Origin of the sequence: Variovorax sp. 3319 (assembly GCF_031456585.1) — a bacterium.
In the GTDB taxonomy this organism is placed as follows: domain Bacteria; phylum Pseudomonadota; class Gammaproteobacteria; order Burkholderiales; family Burkholderiaceae_C; genus Variovorax; species Variovorax paradoxus_P.
This window is the reverse complement of record NZ_JAVDUZ010000006.1, coordinates 86,408-105,695: the sequence shown is the minus strand read 5'-3', so window position 1 is coordinate 105,695 and position 19,288 is coordinate 86,408. Positions and strand designations below refer to the sequence as shown.

Annotated in this window: 19 protein-coding genes; 2 read left to right on the top strand and 17 right to left on the bottom strand. The window is 67.3% G+C overall.

Going from position 1 to position 19,288, the window contains the following annotated elements:
- Nucleotides 1-9: 9 nt before the first annotated feature.
- The 17 genes from J2X67_RS13830 to J2X67_RS13750 form a co-directional block, all read right to left on the bottom strand.
- Nucleotides 10-873, bottom strand: a complete 864-nt coding sequence (locus J2X67_RS13830) for an isocitrate lyase/phosphoenolpyruvate mutase family protein (protein WP_309953820.1) — start codon at nucleotides 871-873, stop codon at nucleotides 10-12.
- Nucleotides 870-2,285, bottom strand: a complete 1,416-nt coding sequence (locus J2X67_RS13825; RefSeq protein ID WP_309953819.1) for an FAD-dependent oxidoreductase — start codon at nucleotides 2,283-2,285, stop codon at nucleotides 870-872. Before J2X67_RS13825 ends, J2X67_RS13830 begins: the two co-directional genes overlap by 4 nt.
- Nucleotides 2,282-2,896, bottom strand: a complete 615-nt coding sequence (locus J2X67_RS13820) for an isochorismatase family cysteine hydrolase (RefSeq protein WP_309953818.1) — start codon at nucleotides 2,894-2,896, stop codon at nucleotides 2,282-2,284. Before J2X67_RS13820 ends, J2X67_RS13825 begins: the two co-directional genes overlap by 4 nt.
- Nucleotides 2,893-4,947 carry a hydantoinase/oxoprolinase family protein gene (locus J2X67_RS13815; RefSeq protein WP_309953817.1) on the bottom strand — a complete coding sequence of 685 codons (2,055 nt, stop codon included), beginning with the start codon at nucleotides 4,945-4,947 and terminating at the stop codon, nucleotides 2,893-2,895. Before J2X67_RS13815 ends, J2X67_RS13820 begins: the two co-directional genes overlap by 4 nt.
- Nucleotides 4,944-6,671 (bottom strand): hydantoinase B/oxoprolinase family protein, encoded by a 1,728-nt coding sequence (locus tag J2X67_RS13810; protein ID WP_309953816.1) that lies wholly within the window; start codon nucleotides 6,669-6,671, stop codon nucleotides 4,944-4,946. Before J2X67_RS13810 ends, J2X67_RS13815 begins: the two co-directional genes overlap by 4 nt.
- Nucleotides 6,664-7,182 (bottom strand): 3-isopropylmalate dehydratase, encoded by a 519-nt coding sequence (locus J2X67_RS13805; RefSeq protein ID WP_309953815.1) that lies wholly within the window; start codon nucleotides 7,180-7,182, stop codon nucleotides 6,664-6,666. The genes J2X67_RS13810 and J2X67_RS13805 overlap by 8 nt, the downstream gene beginning before the upstream one ends.
- Nucleotides 7,179-8,465: a 3-isopropylmalate dehydratase large subunit gene (locus J2X67_RS13800; protein WP_309953813.1), complete on the bottom strand. Its 1,287-nt coding sequence runs from the start codon at nucleotides 8,463-8,465 to the stop codon at nucleotides 7,179-7,181. Before J2X67_RS13800 ends, J2X67_RS13805 begins: the two co-directional genes overlap by 4 nt.
- The gene (locus tag J2X67_RS13795; RefSeq protein WP_309953812.1) at nucleotides 8,462-9,418 is read right to left on the bottom strand and encodes a tripartite tricarboxylate transporter substrate binding protein; all 957 of its coding nucleotides are present in this window, start codon (nucleotides 9,416-9,418) and stop codon (nucleotides 8,462-8,464) included. Before J2X67_RS13795 ends, J2X67_RS13800 begins: the two co-directional genes overlap by 4 nt.
- 41 nt (nucleotides 9,419-9,459) lie before the next feature.
- Nucleotides 9,460-10,170, bottom strand: a complete 711-nt coding sequence (locus J2X67_RS13790; protein WP_206177139.1) for an ABC transporter ATP-binding protein — start codon at nucleotides 10,168-10,170, stop codon at nucleotides 9,460-9,462.
- Entirely contained in the window at nucleotides 10,167-10,928 is a 762-nt protein-coding gene (locus J2X67_RS13785) for an ABC transporter ATP-binding protein (protein ID WP_281147804.1), read from the bottom strand. The genes J2X67_RS13790 and J2X67_RS13785 overlap by 4 nt, the downstream gene beginning before the upstream one ends.
- Nucleotides 10,921-11,901 (bottom strand): branched-chain amino acid ABC transporter permease, encoded by a 981-nt coding sequence (locus tag J2X67_RS13780; protein WP_309953809.1) that lies wholly within the window; start codon nucleotides 11,899-11,901, stop codon nucleotides 10,921-10,923. The genes J2X67_RS13785 and J2X67_RS13780 overlap by 8 nt, the downstream gene beginning before the upstream one ends.
- Nucleotides 11,898-12,770, bottom strand: a complete 873-nt coding sequence (locus tag J2X67_RS13775) for a branched-chain amino acid ABC transporter permease (RefSeq protein ID WP_309953808.1) — start codon at nucleotides 12,768-12,770, stop codon at nucleotides 11,898-11,900. Before J2X67_RS13775 ends, J2X67_RS13780 begins: the two co-directional genes overlap by 4 nt.
- Nucleotides 12,771-12,783: 13 nt before the next feature.
- Nucleotides 12,784-13,989 (bottom strand): ABC transporter substrate-binding protein, encoded by a 1,206-nt coding sequence (locus tag J2X67_RS13770; protein WP_309953806.1) that lies wholly within the window; start codon nucleotides 13,987-13,989, stop codon nucleotides 12,784-12,786.
- A gap of 21 nt (nucleotides 13,990-14,010) precedes the next feature.
- Nucleotides 14,011-14,793, bottom strand: coding sequence for a GntR family transcriptional regulator (locus J2X67_RS13765; protein ID WP_309953804.1), 783 nt, complete (start codon nucleotides 14,791-14,793; stop codon nucleotides 14,011-14,013).
- Between the two features lie 132 nt (nucleotides 14,794-14,925).
- Nucleotides 14,926-15,774, bottom strand: coding sequence for a fumarylacetoacetate hydrolase family protein (locus J2X67_RS13760; RefSeq protein WP_281147799.1), 849 nt, complete (start codon nucleotides 15,772-15,774; stop codon nucleotides 14,926-14,928).
- A 42-nt stretch (nucleotides 15,775-15,816) separates the two neighbouring features.
- Nucleotides 15,817-16,563, bottom strand: a complete 747-nt coding sequence (locus J2X67_RS13755; protein WP_281147798.1) for an SDR family NAD(P)-dependent oxidoreductase — start codon at nucleotides 16,561-16,563, stop codon at nucleotides 15,817-15,819.
- Nucleotides 16,560-17,294, bottom strand: coding sequence for an SDR family oxidoreductase (locus J2X67_RS13750; protein ID WP_309953802.1), 735 nt, complete (start codon nucleotides 17,292-17,294; stop codon nucleotides 16,560-16,562). Before J2X67_RS13750 ends, J2X67_RS13755 begins: the two co-directional genes overlap by 4 nt.
- Before the next feature lie 126 nt (nucleotides 17,295-17,420).
- Here J2X67_RS13750 and J2X67_RS13745 point away from each other — a divergent pair, with 126 nt between their 5' ends.
- Both J2X67_RS13745 and J2X67_RS13740 read left to right on the top strand, forming a co-directional pair.
- Entirely contained in the window at nucleotides 17,421-18,128 is a 708-nt protein-coding gene (locus tag J2X67_RS13745) for a FadR/GntR family transcriptional regulator (protein WP_309953801.1), read from the top strand.
- A 47-nt stretch (nucleotides 18,129-18,175) separates the two neighbouring features.
- Complete coding sequence (locus tag J2X67_RS13740) at nucleotides 18,176-19,171, top strand: sialic acid TRAP transporter substrate-binding protein SiaP (RefSeq protein ID WP_309953799.1); 996 nt, start codon at nucleotides 18,176-18,178, stop codon at nucleotides 19,169-19,171.
- The last annotated feature ends 117 nt before the right edge of the window (nucleotides 19,172-19,288 follow it).

The following is a 19,288-nucleotide window of genomic DNA, read 5'->3' as shown; positions in this document are numbered from 1 at the left end:
CGCGGCACGTCAGTCGTATTTCTGGCCGATGCGCATCAGCTCCGGCGTGCCGATCACGTCGTTGAGCGCGTCGAAGTCCAGCATCTGCGGCCGCCACGGCTGCGTGGTGCGGTGCCGGTGCAGGCTGGCGTAGTAGCCCTGCAGCGTGTGCGCCACCGCGCGCGCCGTGCCGCCCGGAAAGATCGCGATGCGAAAGCCGTGCTTCTGCAGCGCGTCCGCGTCCTGGATCGGCGTCTTGCCGCCTTCGACCATGTTGGCCAGGAGCGGCACGCGGCCTGCGAAGCGCCGGCAGGCCGCATCCATCTGCTCGGGCGAGCGCAGCGCCTCGATGAAGAGTGCGTCCACGCCGCAGGCGAGGTACGCCTCGGCGCGGTCGAGCGCAGCCTCCAGCCCTTCGACAGCCACCGCATCGGTGCGAGCGAGGATCAGCGTGTCGCTCGAGGTGCGCGCGTCGAGTGCGGCCTTGAGCTTGCCGACCATCTCGCGCTCGGGCACCACGGCCTTGCCGTCGAGATGGCCGCAGCGCTTGGGAAAGGTCTGGTCCTCGATCTGCACCATCGCCGCGCCCGCGCGCTCGAAGCCGCGCACCGTGCGCTGCGTGTTGAGCGCGTTGCCAAAGCCGGTGTCGGCATCGACGATCACCGGCAGGTTCACTCGCTCGGTGATGCGAGCGAGCGTGTCGGCCACTTCGGTGAAGGTGGTCAGGCCCACGTCGGAGCGGCCCAGCCGTGTGTAGGCGATGGAGGCGCCCGAGAGGTACAGCGCCTCGAAGCCGGCCTGCTCGGCCACCAATGCGCTGAGCGCGTCATACACGCCGGGTGCGAGCACGATGTCGTTGCGCGCGAGCCGGGTCTTGAAGGAGAGGTTCGTCATCTGGACGCTTTCGTCGAATGGATCAATGCGGCGGCGGTGCGCGCCGCGATGTAGCCGCCGGCCACGGCGCTCAAGAGGCCGTTGCCGGAGAGATAGCCCCACACCGCGTCACCCGACACCCCGCCCGCCGCGCCACCGGCCGCAAGCAGGTTGGCGAAGGGCGCGCCGTCCTGGCGCAGCACGCGCATGTCGGGCGCGGTGTCGAGGCCGCCTTGGGTGTGGAAGAGCGCGCCCGTGACCTTCACCGCGAAGTACGGTGCTTGAAGTGCGCGTGCGAACACGCGGCCGTCGGACGAGAGGTCGTTGCCGTGCATCGCATCGAGCGTGGCCTGCAGAACGGTTTGCTCGCAGCCGATGCAGTCCGCCAGCGCCGCGACCGATTCGCAGCGGCGCAGCGCACCTGCAGCTTCCGCATCGCAGAAGTCGGGAAAGCCGCGCGCCAATGCGAGCAGCGGCATATCGAACACGTTCCACGCAATGCCGCCCGGCTGCGCGAGCACATGCACCGCGGCCTCCGAGTAGCCCTGCGTCTCGTCATGGAAGCGCCGGCCTTCGCAATTGACCTGCACGCCGCCTTCCATCATCACGGCCCATGACATCAGCGCCCCTTGCGGCGTGACCCACGAGCCATGGCCTTGGTATCCGCCGAGATCGCGCAGCCGCGCGCCGAGCGACTCGCCCCAGAGGATCGCGCTGCCGTCGTTGCCGGCGTGCCCGCCGAAGGTGGCTTCGGCCATCTCGGGCAGCAGCGCGCTCACCATCTGCGCATTGCCGCCGAAGCCGTTGCAGGCGAGCAGCAGCGCGTCGCAGGCCAGCGTTTCACGACTGCCGTCGGGCCTCGTGTAGTCGATGCCGATCACGCGGTCTTCGGCATCGAGCACCAGCGTATCGACCAGCGCCCGCGTCAGCACGGGAACGCCTGCTGCCTCTACCGCCGACTGCAACGCGGCCATCAGCGCGGCACCGGTCTTCTGCGGCAGCGCGTGCATGCGATGCACGCTGTGCCCCGGATAGAGAAAGCCGTCCAGCAGCATCCACTGCAGCCCGTGCCGCTCCTGCAGTGCGTCGAGCGCCGGACCGATGGACCTCGCATAGGCGTCGACCAAGGCAGGCGCCGCGCGTCCGTGCGCCTTGGCCTGGATATCGGCGGCAAAGCGCCCGGCACTGTCGCCCTGCACGCCGTGCGCAAGTTGCGTTCGGGTGCCGGGCGCGGGAATGAAACCCGAGGACAGCGCGGTCGATCCGCTAGGCAGCACATCGCGCTCCAGCACCACGCACTCCACGCCCGCATCGGCCAGCATCAGCGCGGCCGTGAGTCCGCAGGCGCCGCCACCGACTATGGCGACCGACACGTGCGCATCAGCCTCCAACCGTGCCGCGCGGCGGATGAGGCGCGTGGGGCCTGCACTCATGCGAGCGATGCGGTGAAGGCCGCGCAGTCCGTTACCTCGGCCACATTGCGCATGTCGGCCAGCGAGGTCTGGTGGCGCTCTTCGCCGAAGGCCGCGCAGCCGTCGGCGAGCACCAGCGTGCGGTAGTCGCGCATGTGCGCATCGCGCACCGTGCTCGCGACGCCGCCATTGGTGACGACGCCGCAGACCGCCACGGTGTCGATGCCCGCGCGGCGCAGCACCCAGTCGAGCTGCGTGTTGAAAAAGGCCGAGTACGCCACCTTGCTGACCGTCGCGTCGATGAGCCCGGCCAGCGCATCGACGTTCGCCTGGCCCCAGCTGCCGGGTGCGAAGTCGCCCTTCTTCAGGTATGGGCGCAGTGCCTTCAGGTGCGGCGAGACCATGGGCTCGCCGTTGGCATCGGGCCACAGCGTGAACTGGCTCGCGACGACAAGGCCGCCCGCCGCCTTGAGCGCACGCGCCACTGCGGCCACGCGCGCAGGCAACAGCAGCGCCGGCGGGTTGGTGTCGCCGCCGCGCGCATAGGCGCCCTTGGCATCCAGAAAGTCGTTCTGCAGGTCGATGATGACCAGCGCCGTCTTCGACGCGTCAGGTTTCGCCCTTTCGCTCATGACAACCTCACCAGCAGGTTGCCGTGCGCATCCACCTCGGCGTGGAAGCCGGGCTCGAGCCACACGGTGGTGTCGGCCTGTTCGAGGATTGCGGGCCCTTCGATGCGCGCGGCTACCGGCAGATCGAGCCGCGCATAGCGCACGGCCTCGTGCCACTGACCGTGGTGGAACACGCGCTGCGTGCCCAGCGGCGCGGTGCTGCCCTCCCCTTCGGGAGCGAGCACCTTCAGGTCGAACTTGGGGCGCACGCCGATGCGCGCATAGCGCAGGTTCATCACGCGCACAGGGATGCCTTGGAGCACACGGCCGAATGCGGCGGTGTAGCTGGCCTCGAATGCGGCGCGGATGGATGCTGCCGTGAGCGGCGCCTTGCCCGCATCGGCGAGCACCACGGGCAGCGTGTGCGTCTGGCCTGCGTAGAGCATGTCGAGCGCGATCACCTCGCGCACTTCGTCGAAGCGCACGCCCGAGGAATCGAGGCGTTGCTGGCAGCCTGCCGCCAGTTCGTCGATGCGGCGCTGCACATCGCCCACGTCGAGTTCGGTCAGCGGCTTGTTGAGCGTCTGCACCGCGTCATGGCGCATGTCGGCCATCACGCAGCCCAGCGCCGAGGTCACGCCGGGGTAGCGCGGAACGATGCCCGTTGCCACGCCCACCTCGCGCATCATGGCACACACATGCAGCGCGCCGCCACCGCCGAAGGGCATGTAGGCGAAGCGGCGCGGGTCGTGGCCGCGTTCGATGGAAACGAGACGGATGGCCCCCGCCATGCGCGCATTGGCCACGGTGAGAATCGCCTCGGCCGCGGCATGCACGTCCAGGCCCAGCGGCCGCGCGACATGCTCTTCGATGGCCTGGCGCGACTTCTCCGCATCCAGTGCCGCAAGCAAACCGCCGCCGAGCGGACGGTCCGCCGCGATGCGCCCCAGCAGCACGTTGGCATCTGTCACCGTGGGGCGCGTGTTGCCGCGTCCGTAGCATGCCGGCCCGGGCACGCTGCCGGCCGACTCGGGCCCCACCTGCAGCATGCCGCTCGCATCGACAGAGGCAATGGAGCCGCCGCCCGCGCCGATGGTCTCGATCTGGATCATCGGCGAGCGGATCACCATGCCGAACTCGATGGCGGTCTGCGCAGCCAGCGCGGCCTCGCCGTTTGCGACCAGAGACACGTCGAACGAGGTGCCGCCCATGTCGCCGGTGATCGCGTTCGGAAAGCCCGCCGCGCGCGCAATGGCCGCGCAGGCAATCACGCCGGCCGCCGGGCCGGAGAGCGCCGTGCGCACCGGCAGGTCGCTTGCAGTCTGGCGCGACATCACGCCGCCGTTGCTCTGCACCACCAGCAATTCACCCGCGAAGCCCTGGCTGCGCAGGTCGGACTCGAGCCGTCCCAGGTAGCTGCCCACCACCGGCTGCAGCGCCGCGTTGAGCGTGGCGGTCGAGCAGCGCTCGAACTCGCGGATCTCGGGCAGCACTTCGCAGGCCGAAGTGACGTGCGGGTTGGGCCACAGCTCGCGCACTGCTGCGACGGCAAGGCGCTCGTTCTCGGGGTTGGCGTAGGTGTTGATGAAGAACACGCACACGGCTTCGCAGCCGGCCTCGAGCAGCGAACGCGCCTGGGCACGCACCTGTTCGAGGTCGACCGCGGTGTGCAGCGTACCGTCGGCCAGCACGCGCTCGTCCACCTCGCGGCGCAGGTCGCGCGGCACCACGGGCGTGAAGCTGCCGCGAAGGCCCCAGGTCTCGGGGCGGTCGCGGCGGCGCATCTCCAGTACGTCGCGAAAACCGCGCGTGGTGATGATGCCGGTGCGCGCCACCTTGCGTTCGAGCAGCGCATTGGTGCCGACCGTGGTGCCGTGCACGATGGTGGCAATGGCCGCGGCCGAATCGGTCACGCGCGCCACGCCGTTCATGAAGCCGCGCGCTTCCTCGCCGCGCGTGGAGGGCACCTTGACGATGCGCGCCGTGCCGTTGGCCTCGTCGAGCACGAAGAGGTCGGTGAAGGTGCCGCCGACATCGACGCCGACGACAAGGGATTTACCGGTGGAAGTCATTCGGACGCTTTCTTGTCGCTGCTGCCGGCATTGGTTCCAGCATGGGTGCCGGTGGTCACATAGCCCATCGCGCTGTCAGCCTGGCGCTCCGGCGCGGTCCGCCCGGCCGCATGGCCCCAGCCGCCGCCGCCCGGCGTTTCGAGCCGCACGCGCTCGCCGCGCGCAAGCTGGATGCCGCGCATCTTCGACACCATGGGCGGCGTATGCCACTCGCCGGCGTTTTCGTAGCTGAACCTGTTGACCGCACCCTCGCCTCCGCCAGCAATGCCCTTGGGCGGAGAAGTGCCGCGCTCGCCGAAGACGAACACCTCGGCGTCTTTCTCCAGCAGTTCAATTTCGTACACGGCGCCCAGGCCGCCGCGGTGCCGGCCGTCGCCGCCCGAATCGGCGCGCAGCGACCATTCGGTAAAGCGCACCGGGTACGCGGCTTCGAGAATCTCGAGCGGCGGAATCGTCGCGGTGGAGATTGGCGCGTTGCCGTGCGAGAGCCCGTCGCCGCCCGAGTGGCCCCCATGGCCGCCGCCGAAGAAGCTGAACATTACCCAGCGCTGGCCTTCGCGCCCCTTGTCGCTGCGGTGGCCGGCTATCGACAGCGCGTTGATCGTTCCGTAGGCCTGCGCCACCGCGCGCGTCGGGTCGGCCTGCGCCGCGGCGCTGAAGATCACGTCGATCATGCGCAGGATGGTTTCTGTGTAGCCGCCGACCGGGCGCGGGCGCTCGCAGCTGATCACCAGCTTGTCGGGAATGTCGAAGTCCACCGCGTCGAGCACGCCGGCATTGGCGGGCACGTCGGGAAACAGGTGCTTCAGCGCGACGTAGCAGGCGGCCACCGCAGTGGCGCGCGAGATGTTCACCGGCCCCGCGCATTGCGGCGAGGTGCGTGAAAAGTCGAGCAGCAGCCGGTCGCCAGCCACCGTCATGTCGAGCGCGATGGTGAGCGGCTCGTTGGTAATGCCGTCGTTGTCCAGCACGTCTTCGAAGCTGTAGCGCCCGTCGGGCAGCGAAGCGATGTGCGAGCGCATGAGGCGCAGCGCGCGGCCGCGCAGCTCGCCCAATGCGCTCAGCACCAGGTCGTCGCCGTATTCGTCCAGCAGGCCGTGCAGGCGCTTCTCGCCGAGCTCCAGCGCGGCGAGCTGGCCGTTCAGGTCGCCCCAGAGGCTATCGGGCAGGCGCGTGTTGGCCTGCAATATGGCGAGCACGTCGGCATCGAGCACGCCGCCGCGCACGATGCGCACCGGCGGAATCTGCACCGCCTCCTGCCAGCACTCGGTGGCCGCAGGGTTGTAGTTGCCGGGCACTGCGCCGCCCACGTCGTGCCAGTGCGCGGCCGAGGCCATGTGGCAGTAGAGCTTGCCGTTGCGAAAGAACGGCTTGACCAGCTTGAAGTCGTTGGCATGCGTGCCGCCGTCGTACGCGTCGTTGCTGATCCAGATGTCGCCGTCCTTCATGCCTCCGCGCGGCTCGGCCGCCTTCATGGTGGCGCGCACCGCAAAGGCCATGGCGCCCACGAACACCGGCAGGCCCGACTTGCCCTGCACCAGCGTGTCGCCGCTTGCCGCGTCGTACAGCCCGTGGCAGGCGTCGTGCGCCTCGGCAATGATGGGGTTGAACGCGCTGCGGTAGAGCGTGGCGTCCATCTCGTCGGCCACCTGCTCGAGGCGGCCGCGCAGTACGGCGAGCGTGACCGGGTCGAGGGTGCCCGTGGGGGAAGAAGGTTCAGGCATTGCTTGCTTTCTGGATAAGCGTGGCGCCGGCGCGCTGGCGCAGTTGATTCATCAGTCCGCCGGCGCGGACCATGTCCATGAGGAAATCCGGCACGGGCTCGCATGCCAGCCGCGTACCCTGGGACGAAACGACCGCGGGAGCCGCGATGTCGAGCGCGACGCGTTCTCCATCGACCAGCGATTCGGCTTCGGCACAGGTCAACAGCAGCAGGCCGACGTTGAAAGCATTGCGAAAGTAGAGCCCGCTGTATGACGGTGCGATCACCGCGCCGACGCCCAGTTGCACGAGCACGGCCGCAGCCTGCTCGCGCGAGGAGCCGATGCCGAAGTTGGGGCCGGCCACGATCACGTCGCCCGGTTGCACCTGGCTTGCGAAATCGGGGCGGATGGCCTCCAGGCAATGCCTGGCGATGATGTCGATGCCGTGCTTCATCGCGTGGCCGGGCGCGAGCGCGTCGGTGTCGATGTCGGCGCCCAGGCGCCACACCCGGTGCAGGGTCTGGTCTTTCATGCGAGTACCTCGCGCGGGTCGGTCACGAAGCCGCGCAATGCGGCCGCCGCCACCGTATAGGGCGAGCCCAGGTAGACCTGCGCGGTCGGCGAGCCCATGCGACCCTTGAAGTTGCGCGCGGTGGTGGAGATGACGGTGACGTCGTCGCCCATCGGGTCGCCGTAGCCGGAGCATGCGCCGCACGCGGTGGGGAACAGCTCGGCGCCCGCGTCCATCAGCACCTGCAGCACGCCCTCTTCACGCGCCTGTTCCTGGTCGCGAATGCTCGCGGGCGCCACGATCAGGCGAATGCCGCTCGCCACCTTGTGCCCGCGCAGCACCTGCGCAGCGGCGCGCAGGTCGTCGAGCTTGGCGCCGGTGCAGGCGCCGATGTAGGCCACATCGACCGGCGTTCCCGCGTAACGGCTCACGCCGTGCGCGTTGGCCGGGCTGTGCGGCGCGGCAACGTAGGGCTCGAGCGTGGAGGCATCGAAGCGATGGTCGGTAAGTGCGGCGTCTTCGTCGGTAAACCACGGCGCCATGTCGACGGGCGGTGCGCCTGCGCCGGCCAAGAACTTGGCCGTGGTCGCGTCGGGCGCGATCAACCCGGCCTGCGCCCCCAGCTCGGCGCTCATGTTCGAGAGCGTCATGCGCTCCTGCATCGACAGCGCGGTAACCGCCGGCCCCGCGAACTCGACCGCCTGGTAGCGCCCGCCGTTCATGCCGAAGCGGCCGATCATGTGCAGCATCATGTCCTTGGCGGTCACGCCTGCGGGCAATGCGCCGTCCCACCACATGCGGATGGTCTCGGGCACGCGCAGCCAGATCTCGCCGGTCACCATCACGCCCAGCATCTCGGTGCTGCCGATGCCGAACATGTAGGCGCCAAACGCGCCTCCGGTGGGCGAGTGCGAATCGCCGCCCACGCACAGCATGCCGGGGCGGATGTGGCCGTGCTGCGGCACCACCACGTGGCAGATGCCCTGGCTGTCGTACACATGCGGCAGCTGCTGGTCGCGCGCCCAATCGCGCGCGATGCGCACGATGCGGCGCGAGTCGTCGTCGCGCTCGGGCACGTAGTGGTCCATGACCAGAACCACGCGCGAGCGGTCCCAGATCTGCGCGCCCAGTTCCTCGAGCATGGGTTTGAGGCGCCGCGGGCCCGATGAGTCGTGGAACATCGCCAGGTCGACGCCGCAGGTGACGATCTCGCCCACCGACACCCGCTCGCGTCCGCTCGCGCGTGCGATGAGCTTCTGCGCCAGCGTCTGGGCCGGCGCGCGGGTTGGAGCCTTCAACGTCATTCCGGCTTGGCTCCCGAGAACTTGACCACCTGGGCCCAGCGCGTGATTTCGCTCTGCACGAAGGCTGAGAACTGCTCGGTCGAATTGCCGACGGGAATCGCGCCTTCGGTTTCCAGGCGCTGTCGCATGTCGGCCTGCTGCAGCGCGTTGCGCGCGGCATCGCCGATCTGCCTGACCCGCTCGGCAGGCATGTGGGCCGGCCCGAAGAGCCCGAACCATGCGCTCGACTCATAGCCCGGCAGTGCCTCGGCAATCGCCGGCACGCTGGGAAACGCCGGCAGCCGCTTGGACGTGGTGACGCCCAGCGCCTTGAGCTTGCCGGCCTGGATGTGCGCCTTGACGTTGCCCACGGCCGCGAACATCAGCTGCACCTGGCCCGCGAGCACGTCCTGCACCGCGGGCGAGGTGCCCTTGTAGGGAATGTTCACGATGTCCACGCCCGACTGCATCTTGAACGCCTCGCCTGCCATGTGGAGCGACGAGCCCACCGCGCCGATCGCGAAGTTAAGTTGGCCGGGCTTCGACTTGGCAAGCGCGATGAGCTCGCGCACGTCCTTGGCGGGCACCGACGGGTGCGCCACGAGGATCGAGGGTGAAGTGGCCACACAGGTGAGCGCAGTGAAGTCCTTTACCGGATCGAAAGGCAGCGTCGGGTAGAGCGTGGCGTTGATCGCGTGGCTGGTGAAACTCATCAGCAGCGTGTTGCCGTCGGGCGCGGCCTTGGCCACCGCATCGGCGGCAATGTTGCCGCCCGCGCCGGGCCGGTTCTCGACGATGACCGTGCGGCCGAGTGCCGGCCCCATGCTCACGGCGAGCGAGCGCGCAAGCGTGTCGGTCGAGCCGCCCGCGGGCGCGCCCACGAGAATGCGTACCGGCGCGCTGCCGATCTGCGCAAAGGCACTGCCGGTCCATGCAGCGGCCAGCGACGAGAGGAGGATGTCGCGTCTTTTCATGTGTTGTGTCTCCGAGGAAATCGGGGGTGTTTTATTCGGGCTTAGAGCCCCAGGTAGGCGCGCCGCAGTTCGTCGCTGCCAAGCAATTCGCCGGGCAGGCCCGAGAAGCGCACGCTGCCGTTCTCCAGCACGTAGGCGCGGTCGGCAATTTCGAGCGACTGGCCCACGTTCTGCTCGACCAGCATCACCGCGAGGCCGCCGTCGCGCAGTTCACGGATCAGCGAGAACATCTCTTCGACCAGGAGCGGCGAAAGCCCGAGCGAGGGCTCGTCGAGGATCAGCAGCACCGGCTCGGCCATGAGGCCACGCGCAATGGCCAGCATCTGCTGCTCGCCGCCGCTCATCGTGCCGGCGTGCTGCGCCATGCGCTCGCGCAGCCGCGGGAAGATGTGGAACATCTTCTCGACGTTGGCCGCGCGCCGCTCGCGAGCGCGGGTGAAGGAGCCGAGTTCCAGGTTCTCCAGCACGCTCAGGTTGGGAAACACCTTGCGGCCCTCAGGCACCTGGATGAGGCCGGCCTTGACCACGTCGCGGTAGTGCGCACCGCTCAGGTCCTTGCCGTCGAAACGCACCGTGCCGCCCCAGGCGGGGCACAGGCCGCAGACCATCTTGTTGAGCGTGGACTTGCCCGCGCCGTTGCTGCCGAGCAGCGCGACCATCTCGCCCGCGTTCACCTGCAGGTCGACGCCGCGCAGCACCTCGACGCGGCCGTAGCCGCCGCGCAGGCCTTGGATCTCCAAAAGCGCGCTCATGCCTCGACTCCCGATGCAGCCTTGCGCAGCCGCGCCGCGGTGCCATGGCCCAGGTAGGCTTCGACGACCTTGTCGTCGGAGGTCACTTGCGCCGGGCTGCCCTCGGCGATGAGCTGGCCCTGCGCGAGCACCCACACGTGCTCGGCGAGGTTCATCACGGCCTGCATGACGTGCTCGATCATCAGCACCGTGACGCCGCTGTCGGCAATGCCGCGCACCACCGGCATCATCTCGGCAATCTCCTGGGGGTTGAGGCCGGCGAGCACTTCGTCCAGCAGCAGAAGGCGCGGCTTCGTGGCGAGCGCGCGGGCCAGTTCGAGGCGCTTGCGGCCGGCCACGGTAAGGTCCGATGCGGGCTTGTCGAGCTGCGGCGCAAGGCCCACGCGCAGCGCGACGGCCTCCGCGTTCTGCAGCGCCTCGGCGCGGCCGCGCACATGCAGGTGCGCACCCACGGCGATGTTCTCGCGCACCGTCTGCGCCGCAAAGGGCTTCACGATCTGGAAGGTGCGGGTCATGCCGAGCGCGGCATTGCGGTGCGGCTCGCGGCCGGTGATGTCCTCGCCCGCGAAGCGCACGGTGCCGGTGTCGGGCTTCAGGAAGCCGGACATCAGCGCGAACAGCGTGGTCTTGCCCGCGCCGTTCGGTCCGATCAGCGCGCTCAGGCTGCCCTCGCGCACCGAGAGGCTCACGTTCTGCACGGCCTTCAGGCCGCCGAAAGAGCGCGAGAGGCCGTCGATGGCCAGCAGGGCATCAGTCATGGCGACCTCCTTTCGACTGCCACAGCTGCCGCACCGACAGCCCGATGCCCGCGATGCCGCGCGGCACGAAGATGACGATGAGCACGAGCACCGTGCCGTAGATCACCATGTTGATGCCGGGCAGTTCGCCGAAGAGGTTGCGCGTGAGGTCCGACAGCACATGCAGCACGACGGCGCCGAGCACCGGGCCCCACATCGTTCCCATGCCGCCTACGATGGCCGCGACCAGTGCCTCGATCGACACGGCCGGGCCATAGGCAATGCCCGCGTCGATGTACTGGAACACCTGCACGTAGAACGCGCCCGCAGCGCCCATGAACGCCGCCGAAAGGCCGATGGCCCCGAGCTTCACGCGGAACGGGTCGACGCCGACGGCGCGGGCCGCATCTTCGTTGTCGCGCACCGCTTGCAGGTATGCGCCGAAGCGTCCGTTGCGCAGCCACCAGGTGACCAGCAGCGCCGCGACGACCATTGCCAGCACGACCCACAGGTAACCCGCGCGCGACGAGAACTGCAGGTTGGCTACCGATTCGCGCAACGGCACCATCAGGCCCACGCCGCCGCCCGTGAAGTCAACCGACAGCGCGAGGATGCGGAACACCTCGGCGAAGGCCAGCGTGACGAGCGCGAAGTAAGACCCCTTGAGGCCATAGCGGAAGCTGAGCGCGCCGACGAAAAGCCCGACAAGCGCACCGCCGATGATGGCCAGCGGCAGTGCGACCCAGGCGTTGATGCCGCCTTGCAGTTGCGCGATGGCCTGGATGTAGGCCCCGGTGCCGAAGAACAGCGCATGCCCGAACGAGAACTGCCCGCCGAAGCCGCCCAGGATGTTCCAGGCCTGTGCGATGAGCGTGGCGTAGAGCGCCATCATCACGAAGTTCAGCGTGACGCCCGACTTTGTGACGAGCGGCACGCAGCCGACCAGCACCGCAAAAAGCGCGATGCCCGCGAGTTGCCTGTGTGCGCCGTTCATGCCTTGGCCCCGAACATGCCCTGCGGCCTGAAGAGCACCACGCCGATGAAGATCGCGAAGATGCCGATCTGCCCAAGCGACTCACCGAGGTAAAGGCCGCCGAGCGACTCGACGATGCCGACAAGGAAGCCGCCGACCAGCGCGCCCACGAAGCTGCCCATGCCTCCGAGCACCACGATGGTGAAGGCCACGAGCACAAAGCCGCCGCCCACCTGCGGATTGACGTAGTACGCCGGCAACAGGAAGCACGCCGCCGCGCCCAGGCACGCCAGGCCGATGCCGAAGCTCATTGCGTAGACATGGTCCACGTCGATGCCCATGAGCTTGGCGCCCTCCTTCTCCTTGGCAACGGCGCGGATGGCGCGGCCCAGGTCGGTGCGCCCCATGATCCAGAACAGGACGCCCGAGACCACGAGCGCGCCCGCGAAGGCCACGAGCTTGGGCACCGCGATCATCGCGGGGCCGATGGCGACGGTGCTGAGCGAATAGGCGGTGTCGATGTTGCGGGTGTCCGACTTGAAGAACAGCAGCGCGAGGTTCTCCATGACGATGGCGATGCCCAGCGTTGCCAGCAGGATGTTCTCGTCCTTGCCGTGGCCCGCGCGGTTGATGACCACGCGCTGCAGCGCATAGCCGAGCGCGAACATGCCGGTCACGACGATGGGCAGCGCAAGATAGGGATCGATTCCCAGCCGCTCCTTCAGGAAGTACACCGCGTACAGCGCCAGCATGAGGCTGGCGCCATGCGCGAAGTTGATGATGTGCAGGACGCCGTAGATCAGCGTGAGCCCCAGCGCGATCAGTGCGTACACCGCGCCCGTCGTCAGCCCGTTCAGGACCGACGGGAAAAGAATGCCGAAATCGAACATCCCGCCTTCCGCTTCAGGCCGTGCGCAGCGGGAACACCGGGTCCACTTCGCGGTAGTCGCGCGGAATGATGACCTTGATGTCGTTCTTCACCACCTGCGTCATGAGCGGTTGCGCGCCTTCGTTCTGGCCGTTGACGAACTTGGTCGGGCCGTAGGGCATGAAGTGGTTCGAGAAGGTGCTCTTCTCCAGCGCATCGACGATGGCCGCGCGCTCTGCGGATTTGGCGCGCTCCAGCGCATCGGCCAGGAGCCACATCGACGCGTAGGTCATGAAGACCTCGTAGCTGAAGAACTGGCCCTTGGCCTCCACGCGCTTGCGCAGCTCCTGCGCGCGCTTGTCCTTGGGATTGAACCAGTGGTTGCAGTCGATGATGCCGTTGGCCGCATCCGGAAATTCCTTCACGAACTTGTAGCTCGACGCCGCGCCGCCCAGCACCGAGAAGATCGCCTTGGGCACCACCTTCTGCTGTTGCATGGTGCGCACGAGCAGCGCGTACTCGTTGTAGTAGTTGGCCGGAATCACGATGTCGGGATTGATCGACTTCATGCGCAGCACGATGTTGTTGAAGTCGCGCGTGGGGTTGGCGTGCTTGACCACTTCCTTCACCTCGAAGCCGTAGCCCGGCAACTCGCGCGAGAGCAGCTGCGCGGTGCCGGCGCCGAAGAGCGACTCCTCGTGGATGATCATCACCGTCTTGGCGGGGTTGCCCGCCGCCTTGTTGAGCACCAGCAGGTTGGCCATGGCCACCTCGGTCGACTTCTTGTAGCCCGGGCCGAAGCGGAAGGTGTTCTTCAGGCCGCGCTCCACGATCTGGTCGGCCACGCCCACGTCCACCACGTGCGGCAGGTTGTACTTGGCCGCGGCCTGCGTGGTTGCCAGGCAAATGGCCGAGGCATACGCGCCCACGATGGCCGAGACGCCGGCCTCGTTCATCTTCTCGACCTCGGCGGCACCCGCCTGCGGCTGCGACTGCGCATCGCCGAGCAGGGCCTCGAGCTTTGCGCCGCCAAGCGACTTGATGCCGCCCGCTGCGTTGATGTCCTCGATGGCCATGAGCGCACCCAGGCGGCACTGCTGGCCCGAATAGGCGAGCGCACCGGTGACCGGATGCAGCACGCCGACCTTGACGGCCTTGGGCTGCGCGCCGGCCACGAGCGGGAAGGCAACGGCAGTTGCCAGGGCGGCGGACTGCGACACGAAACTGCGGCGGTTCTGCATGGTGGGCTTTCCTTTTTCTCTTCAGTTGAACTTGGCTGACACGTCTTTGCTGACCCACACCTTCGCGTCGATGCTGCCCACGCGGGAGAGCTGCATTTCGTAGGTGTAGCGGTCGGGGCGGTAGAGGCCGTGCAGCCACTGCACGGGCCGCTCGTCTTCGTCGTAGATGAGGCGGCGCACCGCGAGCAGCGCCGAGCCGACCGACACGTCCAGGTGCTGCGCAAGCACGTTATCTGCCAGGCGCGCCGAGATGGTCTGGTGCGCGCGGCCCACCTTCACGCCCGACTCCTCCAGCAGCACGAGGATCGGCTTCTTCGACAGCTCGCGGCGGCCGAAGCGGCGCGCGATGGTGTCGGGCACGTATGTGGTGATGTGGGAGAGCGGCCCCTCCTTGGTGGAGCGCACGCGCACCGCCTTTTGCACGGCATCGCCCAGCTGCAGCTGCAGCGCCTCGGCCACCTGGGTGGAGGCTGTGATGGTCGCGACCTCGATCACCTTCACGGAGGTGTGCAGGCCCATGGTGACGAGGTTCTCGAGCAGGCCGCGCAGGTTGGCGCGCTCCAGGCTCGTTGCGCCGGACGACTCGCCCGCCCCCGGCGGCGGCAGCGCGCGTGTGCGGCGGCCGGGGTTGCGTGCGATCAGCCCTTCGGACGAGAGCTGCTCGAGCGCGCGGCGCACCGTGACGCGTGCCACGCCGAACTGAGCCATGAGCGCGAGTTCACCGGGCAGGCCCTCCGCAAAACGCCCTTCGTGCAACTGCTCACGCAGGACCAGATAGATCTGGTGGTACTTCGGCAAAGGCATTTGCGACATGCCTTTGATGTTTTTGCAGTTTCAATGTTCTGTCAATGGGACATTTAAAGCGACGACTGCACAAAGAGAAACGGCGCGCCGGGACATTGCCCGCCGCGCCGTTTGTGGCTGTTCGCTTGCCGCTTACAGCTTGAACGGAATCACTTCCTGGCGCTGCTCGCCGAGCCCTTCGATGCCCAGCGTCATCACGTCGCCCTTCTTCAGGTAGAGCGGCGGCTTCATGCCGAGGCCAACGCCGGGCGGCGTGCCGGTGGTGATGACGTCACCGGGCAGGAGCGTCATGAACTGGCTCAGGTAGCTCACGATCTTGGCAATACTGAAGATCATGGTCTTGGTGCTGCCGGTCTGCATGCGCTTGCCGTTGAGGTCGAGCCACATCGACAGCTTTTGCGGATTGGGCACTTCGTCGCGGGTTACCAGCCAAGGGCCGATGGGGCCGAAGGTGTCGCAGCCCTTGCCCTTGTCCCAGGTGCCGCCGCGCTCGATCTGGAACTCGCGCTCGCTCACGTCGTTGATGGTGCAGTAGCCGGCCACGAAGTTGAGCGCGTCCTTTTGCGAGACATAGCGCGCGCGCGTGCCGATGACCACGCCAAGCTCCACTTCCCAGTCGCTCTTGACCGAGTTCTTGGGCAGCATGACAGGATCGTTCGGGCCCTGGATGCAGCTGGTCGCCTTCATGAAGACCACCGGCTCGGCAGGAATAGGCAGGCCCGATTCGGCGGCGTGGTCGGCGTAGTTGAGGCCAATGGCAATGAACTTGCCGACGTTGGCCACGGGGCTGCCGAAGCGAGGCTTGCCCTTGACCAGCGGCAGCTTGTCGATCTTCTGCTTGCGCAGCTTGGCAATGGCGGCATCGCCGAGTTGCTCGGGCCCGATGTCCTTGACCACCGCGCTCAGGTCGCGCAGGCGGCCTTCGTCGTCGATGAGGCCGGGCTTTTCCTTGCCGGGGTTGCCATAGCGAACGAGTTTCATGTTGTCCTTTCTTGGGGGATCTTGGGGAAGACGGTTGTCTGACTAGTAAGTGGATCGGCCGCCGGAGAGGTCGAACACGGCGCCGGTGGAAAACGAGCAATCTTCGGTGCAAAGCCAGCCGACCATCGCAGCCACCTCTTGCACCGTGCCGAAGCGGCCCATCGGAATTTTCGAGAGCATGAACGCGATGTGCTCCGGTGTCATCTGGTCGAAGATGGCGGTCTTTACTGCAGCGGGCGTTACGCAGTTGACGCGTATGCCGGTGTCGGCCAGCTCCTTGCCCAGCGACTTGGTGAGCGCAATCACGGCGGCCTTGCTCGCACTGTAGGCGCTGGCGTTGGGGTTGCCCTCCTTGCCCGCCACGGAGGCAATGTTGACGATGCGGCCGTAGCCCTGCTTGCGCATTTGCGCCACCACTTCGCGGCAGCACAGGAAGACGCCGTTGATGTTGACGTCCATCACCTGCCGCCAGTCGTCCGCGGGGTAGTCCCAGAGCTTGGTGTTGGGGCCCGTGATGCCGGCGCTGTTGACCAGCGCGTCGATGCGCTGCGAATGCGCCAGCGTTTGCGCGACGGCCGCCACAACCGAAGGCTGCTGCGCCACATCGACCTTGACCGCAAAGGCCTTCGGACCCAACGCTGCGGCGGCCTTGCCTGCCGCGGCTTCGTCGCGGTCCCACAGGGTGACGCTGCCGCCCGATGCGATCAGCCGCTCGGCAATGCCGTAGCCCAGCCCCGCCGCACCGCCGGTCACCACGGCATGGCGCCCGGCGAAGTCGAGCTGGTTCATATGGTGATGCCGCCGTCTACCGTGAAGGCCTGGCCTGTTGCAAACACCGATTCGTCGCTGGCCAGGAACACCACCACGGGCGCGATCTCTTCGGCCTGGGCGAGCCGTCCCATGGGCTGGCGGGCGATGAAGGCCTTTCGCGCGGCGTCCGGATCTTCGTTGGCGTTGATGCGCTCGCCGAGCGAGGGTGTGTCGACCGTGCCTGGGCACACGGCGTTGCAGCGGATGCCGCGCGCCACAAAGTCGGCCGCCACGCTCTTGGTGAGCCCGAGCACCGCCGCCTTGGTGGTGCCATAGACAAAGCGGTTGGGCAGCCCCTTCATGCTCGAGCACACGCTCGCCATGTTGATGATGCTGCCGCGCCCCGCGGCCAGCATGCCGGGCAGGGCTGCCTGGATGGTCCAGAACTGCGCGCGCACGTTCAGGTTGAACGCGAACTCCAGGTCCTTGTCGGAGGCGTCGAGCGCGGTGCCGTTGTGCACCACGCCCGCGCAGTTGAACAGCACGTCGAGCGCGGGAAGGCTTTTGAAGAAGGCGCCGATGGCTTCCTTGTCGAGCACGTCGAGCCTGGCGGTGCGAACGTTGGCCACGCCGGCGTAGCGTTCGAGCAGCTTCTCGTTCACGTCGGTCGCCCAGACCTGTGCGCCTTCGGCGGCCATGGCGAGCACGCTCGCGTAGCCAATGCCTTGTCCGGCCGCCGTCACGAGCACGGTCTTGCCCTTGAGTCTCATGCATGTCTCCTTGAAAGATGGAACCGGCCGTTCAGGGTTTGGCCTGATGGCAATGGCGCGGTGCGGATCGTATTCTGAATTGGCCTTACCACTTGTCCAATTCAGGACAACCCTTAACAGACATCCGTGCCGCTCCAAACCGTTGAACCGCAGCGCTTGTACCGCCAGATTGCCGACCAGCTCCGTGGGCTGATCGGCCAGGGCGAATTCGCGGTCGGCGCGCGGCTGCCGGCCGAACGCGATTTGGCCAAGCAGCTCGGCGTGAGCCGGCCTTCGGTGCGCGAGGCGCTGATTGCGCTCGAGGTCGAGGGCTGGGTCGAGGTTCGAACCGGCTCGGGCGTGTATGTGCTCGACCGCTCCCATCGCGCAAGCAAGCCGGTGGCACCCACCGAATGGGGACCGCTCGAGCTGATTCGCGCGCGCCGGGTGATCGAGGGCGAAACCGCAGCCATTGCAGCCACCATCGGCAAGCGCAAGGACATCGACGCGATGAGCCGCGCCATCGAACTGATGCGCGAGCTTGCAGACCGCGACGTGCTGCCGCTGGACGGGGACCGCGCATTCCACGTAGCCATTGTTTCGGCCAGCGGCAACGCGGTGCTGGTGGAAACAGTGCAGAGCTTCTGGGATTCGCGCAACGGGCCCATCTTTACGCGCCTGGGCGGCTACTTCGAAACGGTGCCTTCGTGGCGCTCGGCCATTGCCGAGCACGAGGCCATTCGCGACGCAGTGGCCGCGCACGACGCCGAGGGCGCGCGCGCCGCAATGCACATCCACATGGACAACTCGCACCAGAGATTCAGCGCGAGCTGGCGCCGCGCAAAAACTTCCTGAATCGCCAGCAGCATTTTTCTTTCAGCCACTAAAACGGAGACAAACCGATGAACAGCAAACGAAACGCCCTGAAAGCCATCGCCGCCTGCGCCCTGGCAGCCACCGCGCTGGGCACCGCCGGCATTGCCGGTGCGCAGACCAAGCTCAAGTGGGCTCACGTGTACGAAACCTCGGAGCCGTTCCACAAGTATTCCGTGTGGGCGGCCGAAGAGATCAAGAAGCGCACCAACGGCAAGTACGACATCCAGGTGTTTCCCGCATCGAGCCTTGGCAAGGAAGCGGACATCAACCAGGGCATGACGCTCGGCACGGTCGACATTGTGCTGACGGGCGCGAGCTTTGCAGGCAACACGTACAAGCCGCTGGCCGTTACCTACTTTCCGTTCATCTTCCGCGACGCGGAGCATCTGCTGAAGTACGCCAAGAGCGACGTGTTCCAGGAGCTTGCCAAGGGCTACGACGAAAAGAGCGGCAACCACATCACGGCGCTCAACTACTACGGCGCGCGCCACGTGACGTCGAGCGCAGCCAAGCCGGTGACCAAGCCGGAGGACATGAAGGGCCTGAAGATCCGCGTGCCCGATGCACCTGCGTACCTGGCCTTCCCGAAGGCGCTGGGCGCCAATGCCACGCCCATTGCCTTTGCCGAGGTTTACCTGGCACTGCAGAACAACACGGTCGATGCGCAGGAAAACCCGCTGCCCACCATCGAGGCCAAGAAGTTCTTCGAGGTGCAGAAGAACATCTCGCTCACGGGCCACATCGTCGACTCGCTGCTGACGGTGACCTCCGGCCAGCTGTGGGGCAAGCTCTCGGCGGACGAGAAGAAGATCTTCACCGAAGTGATGCAGGAAGCGGCTGAAAAGACGGGCCGCGACATCATTGCCTCGGAAGCCCGCCTGGTAGAGGAGTTCAAGAAGAAGGGCAACAACGTGATCACGGTGGACAAGGCCGCGTTCCGCGAAGCCGTGCTGAAGAACACCAAGCCCACGGACCACGGCTACCGCCAGCAAGACTACGACCGCATCACGGCAATTAAGTAAACCCCCAGTCTGCGCGCACTTCGTGTCGCTTCGCCCACCCCCCTGCAGGGGGCAACACCAGCGGCCCGGCAAAGCCGGTTCCGCGGTGTTCCTGGAATGGGCCCGCACCCTTTCACG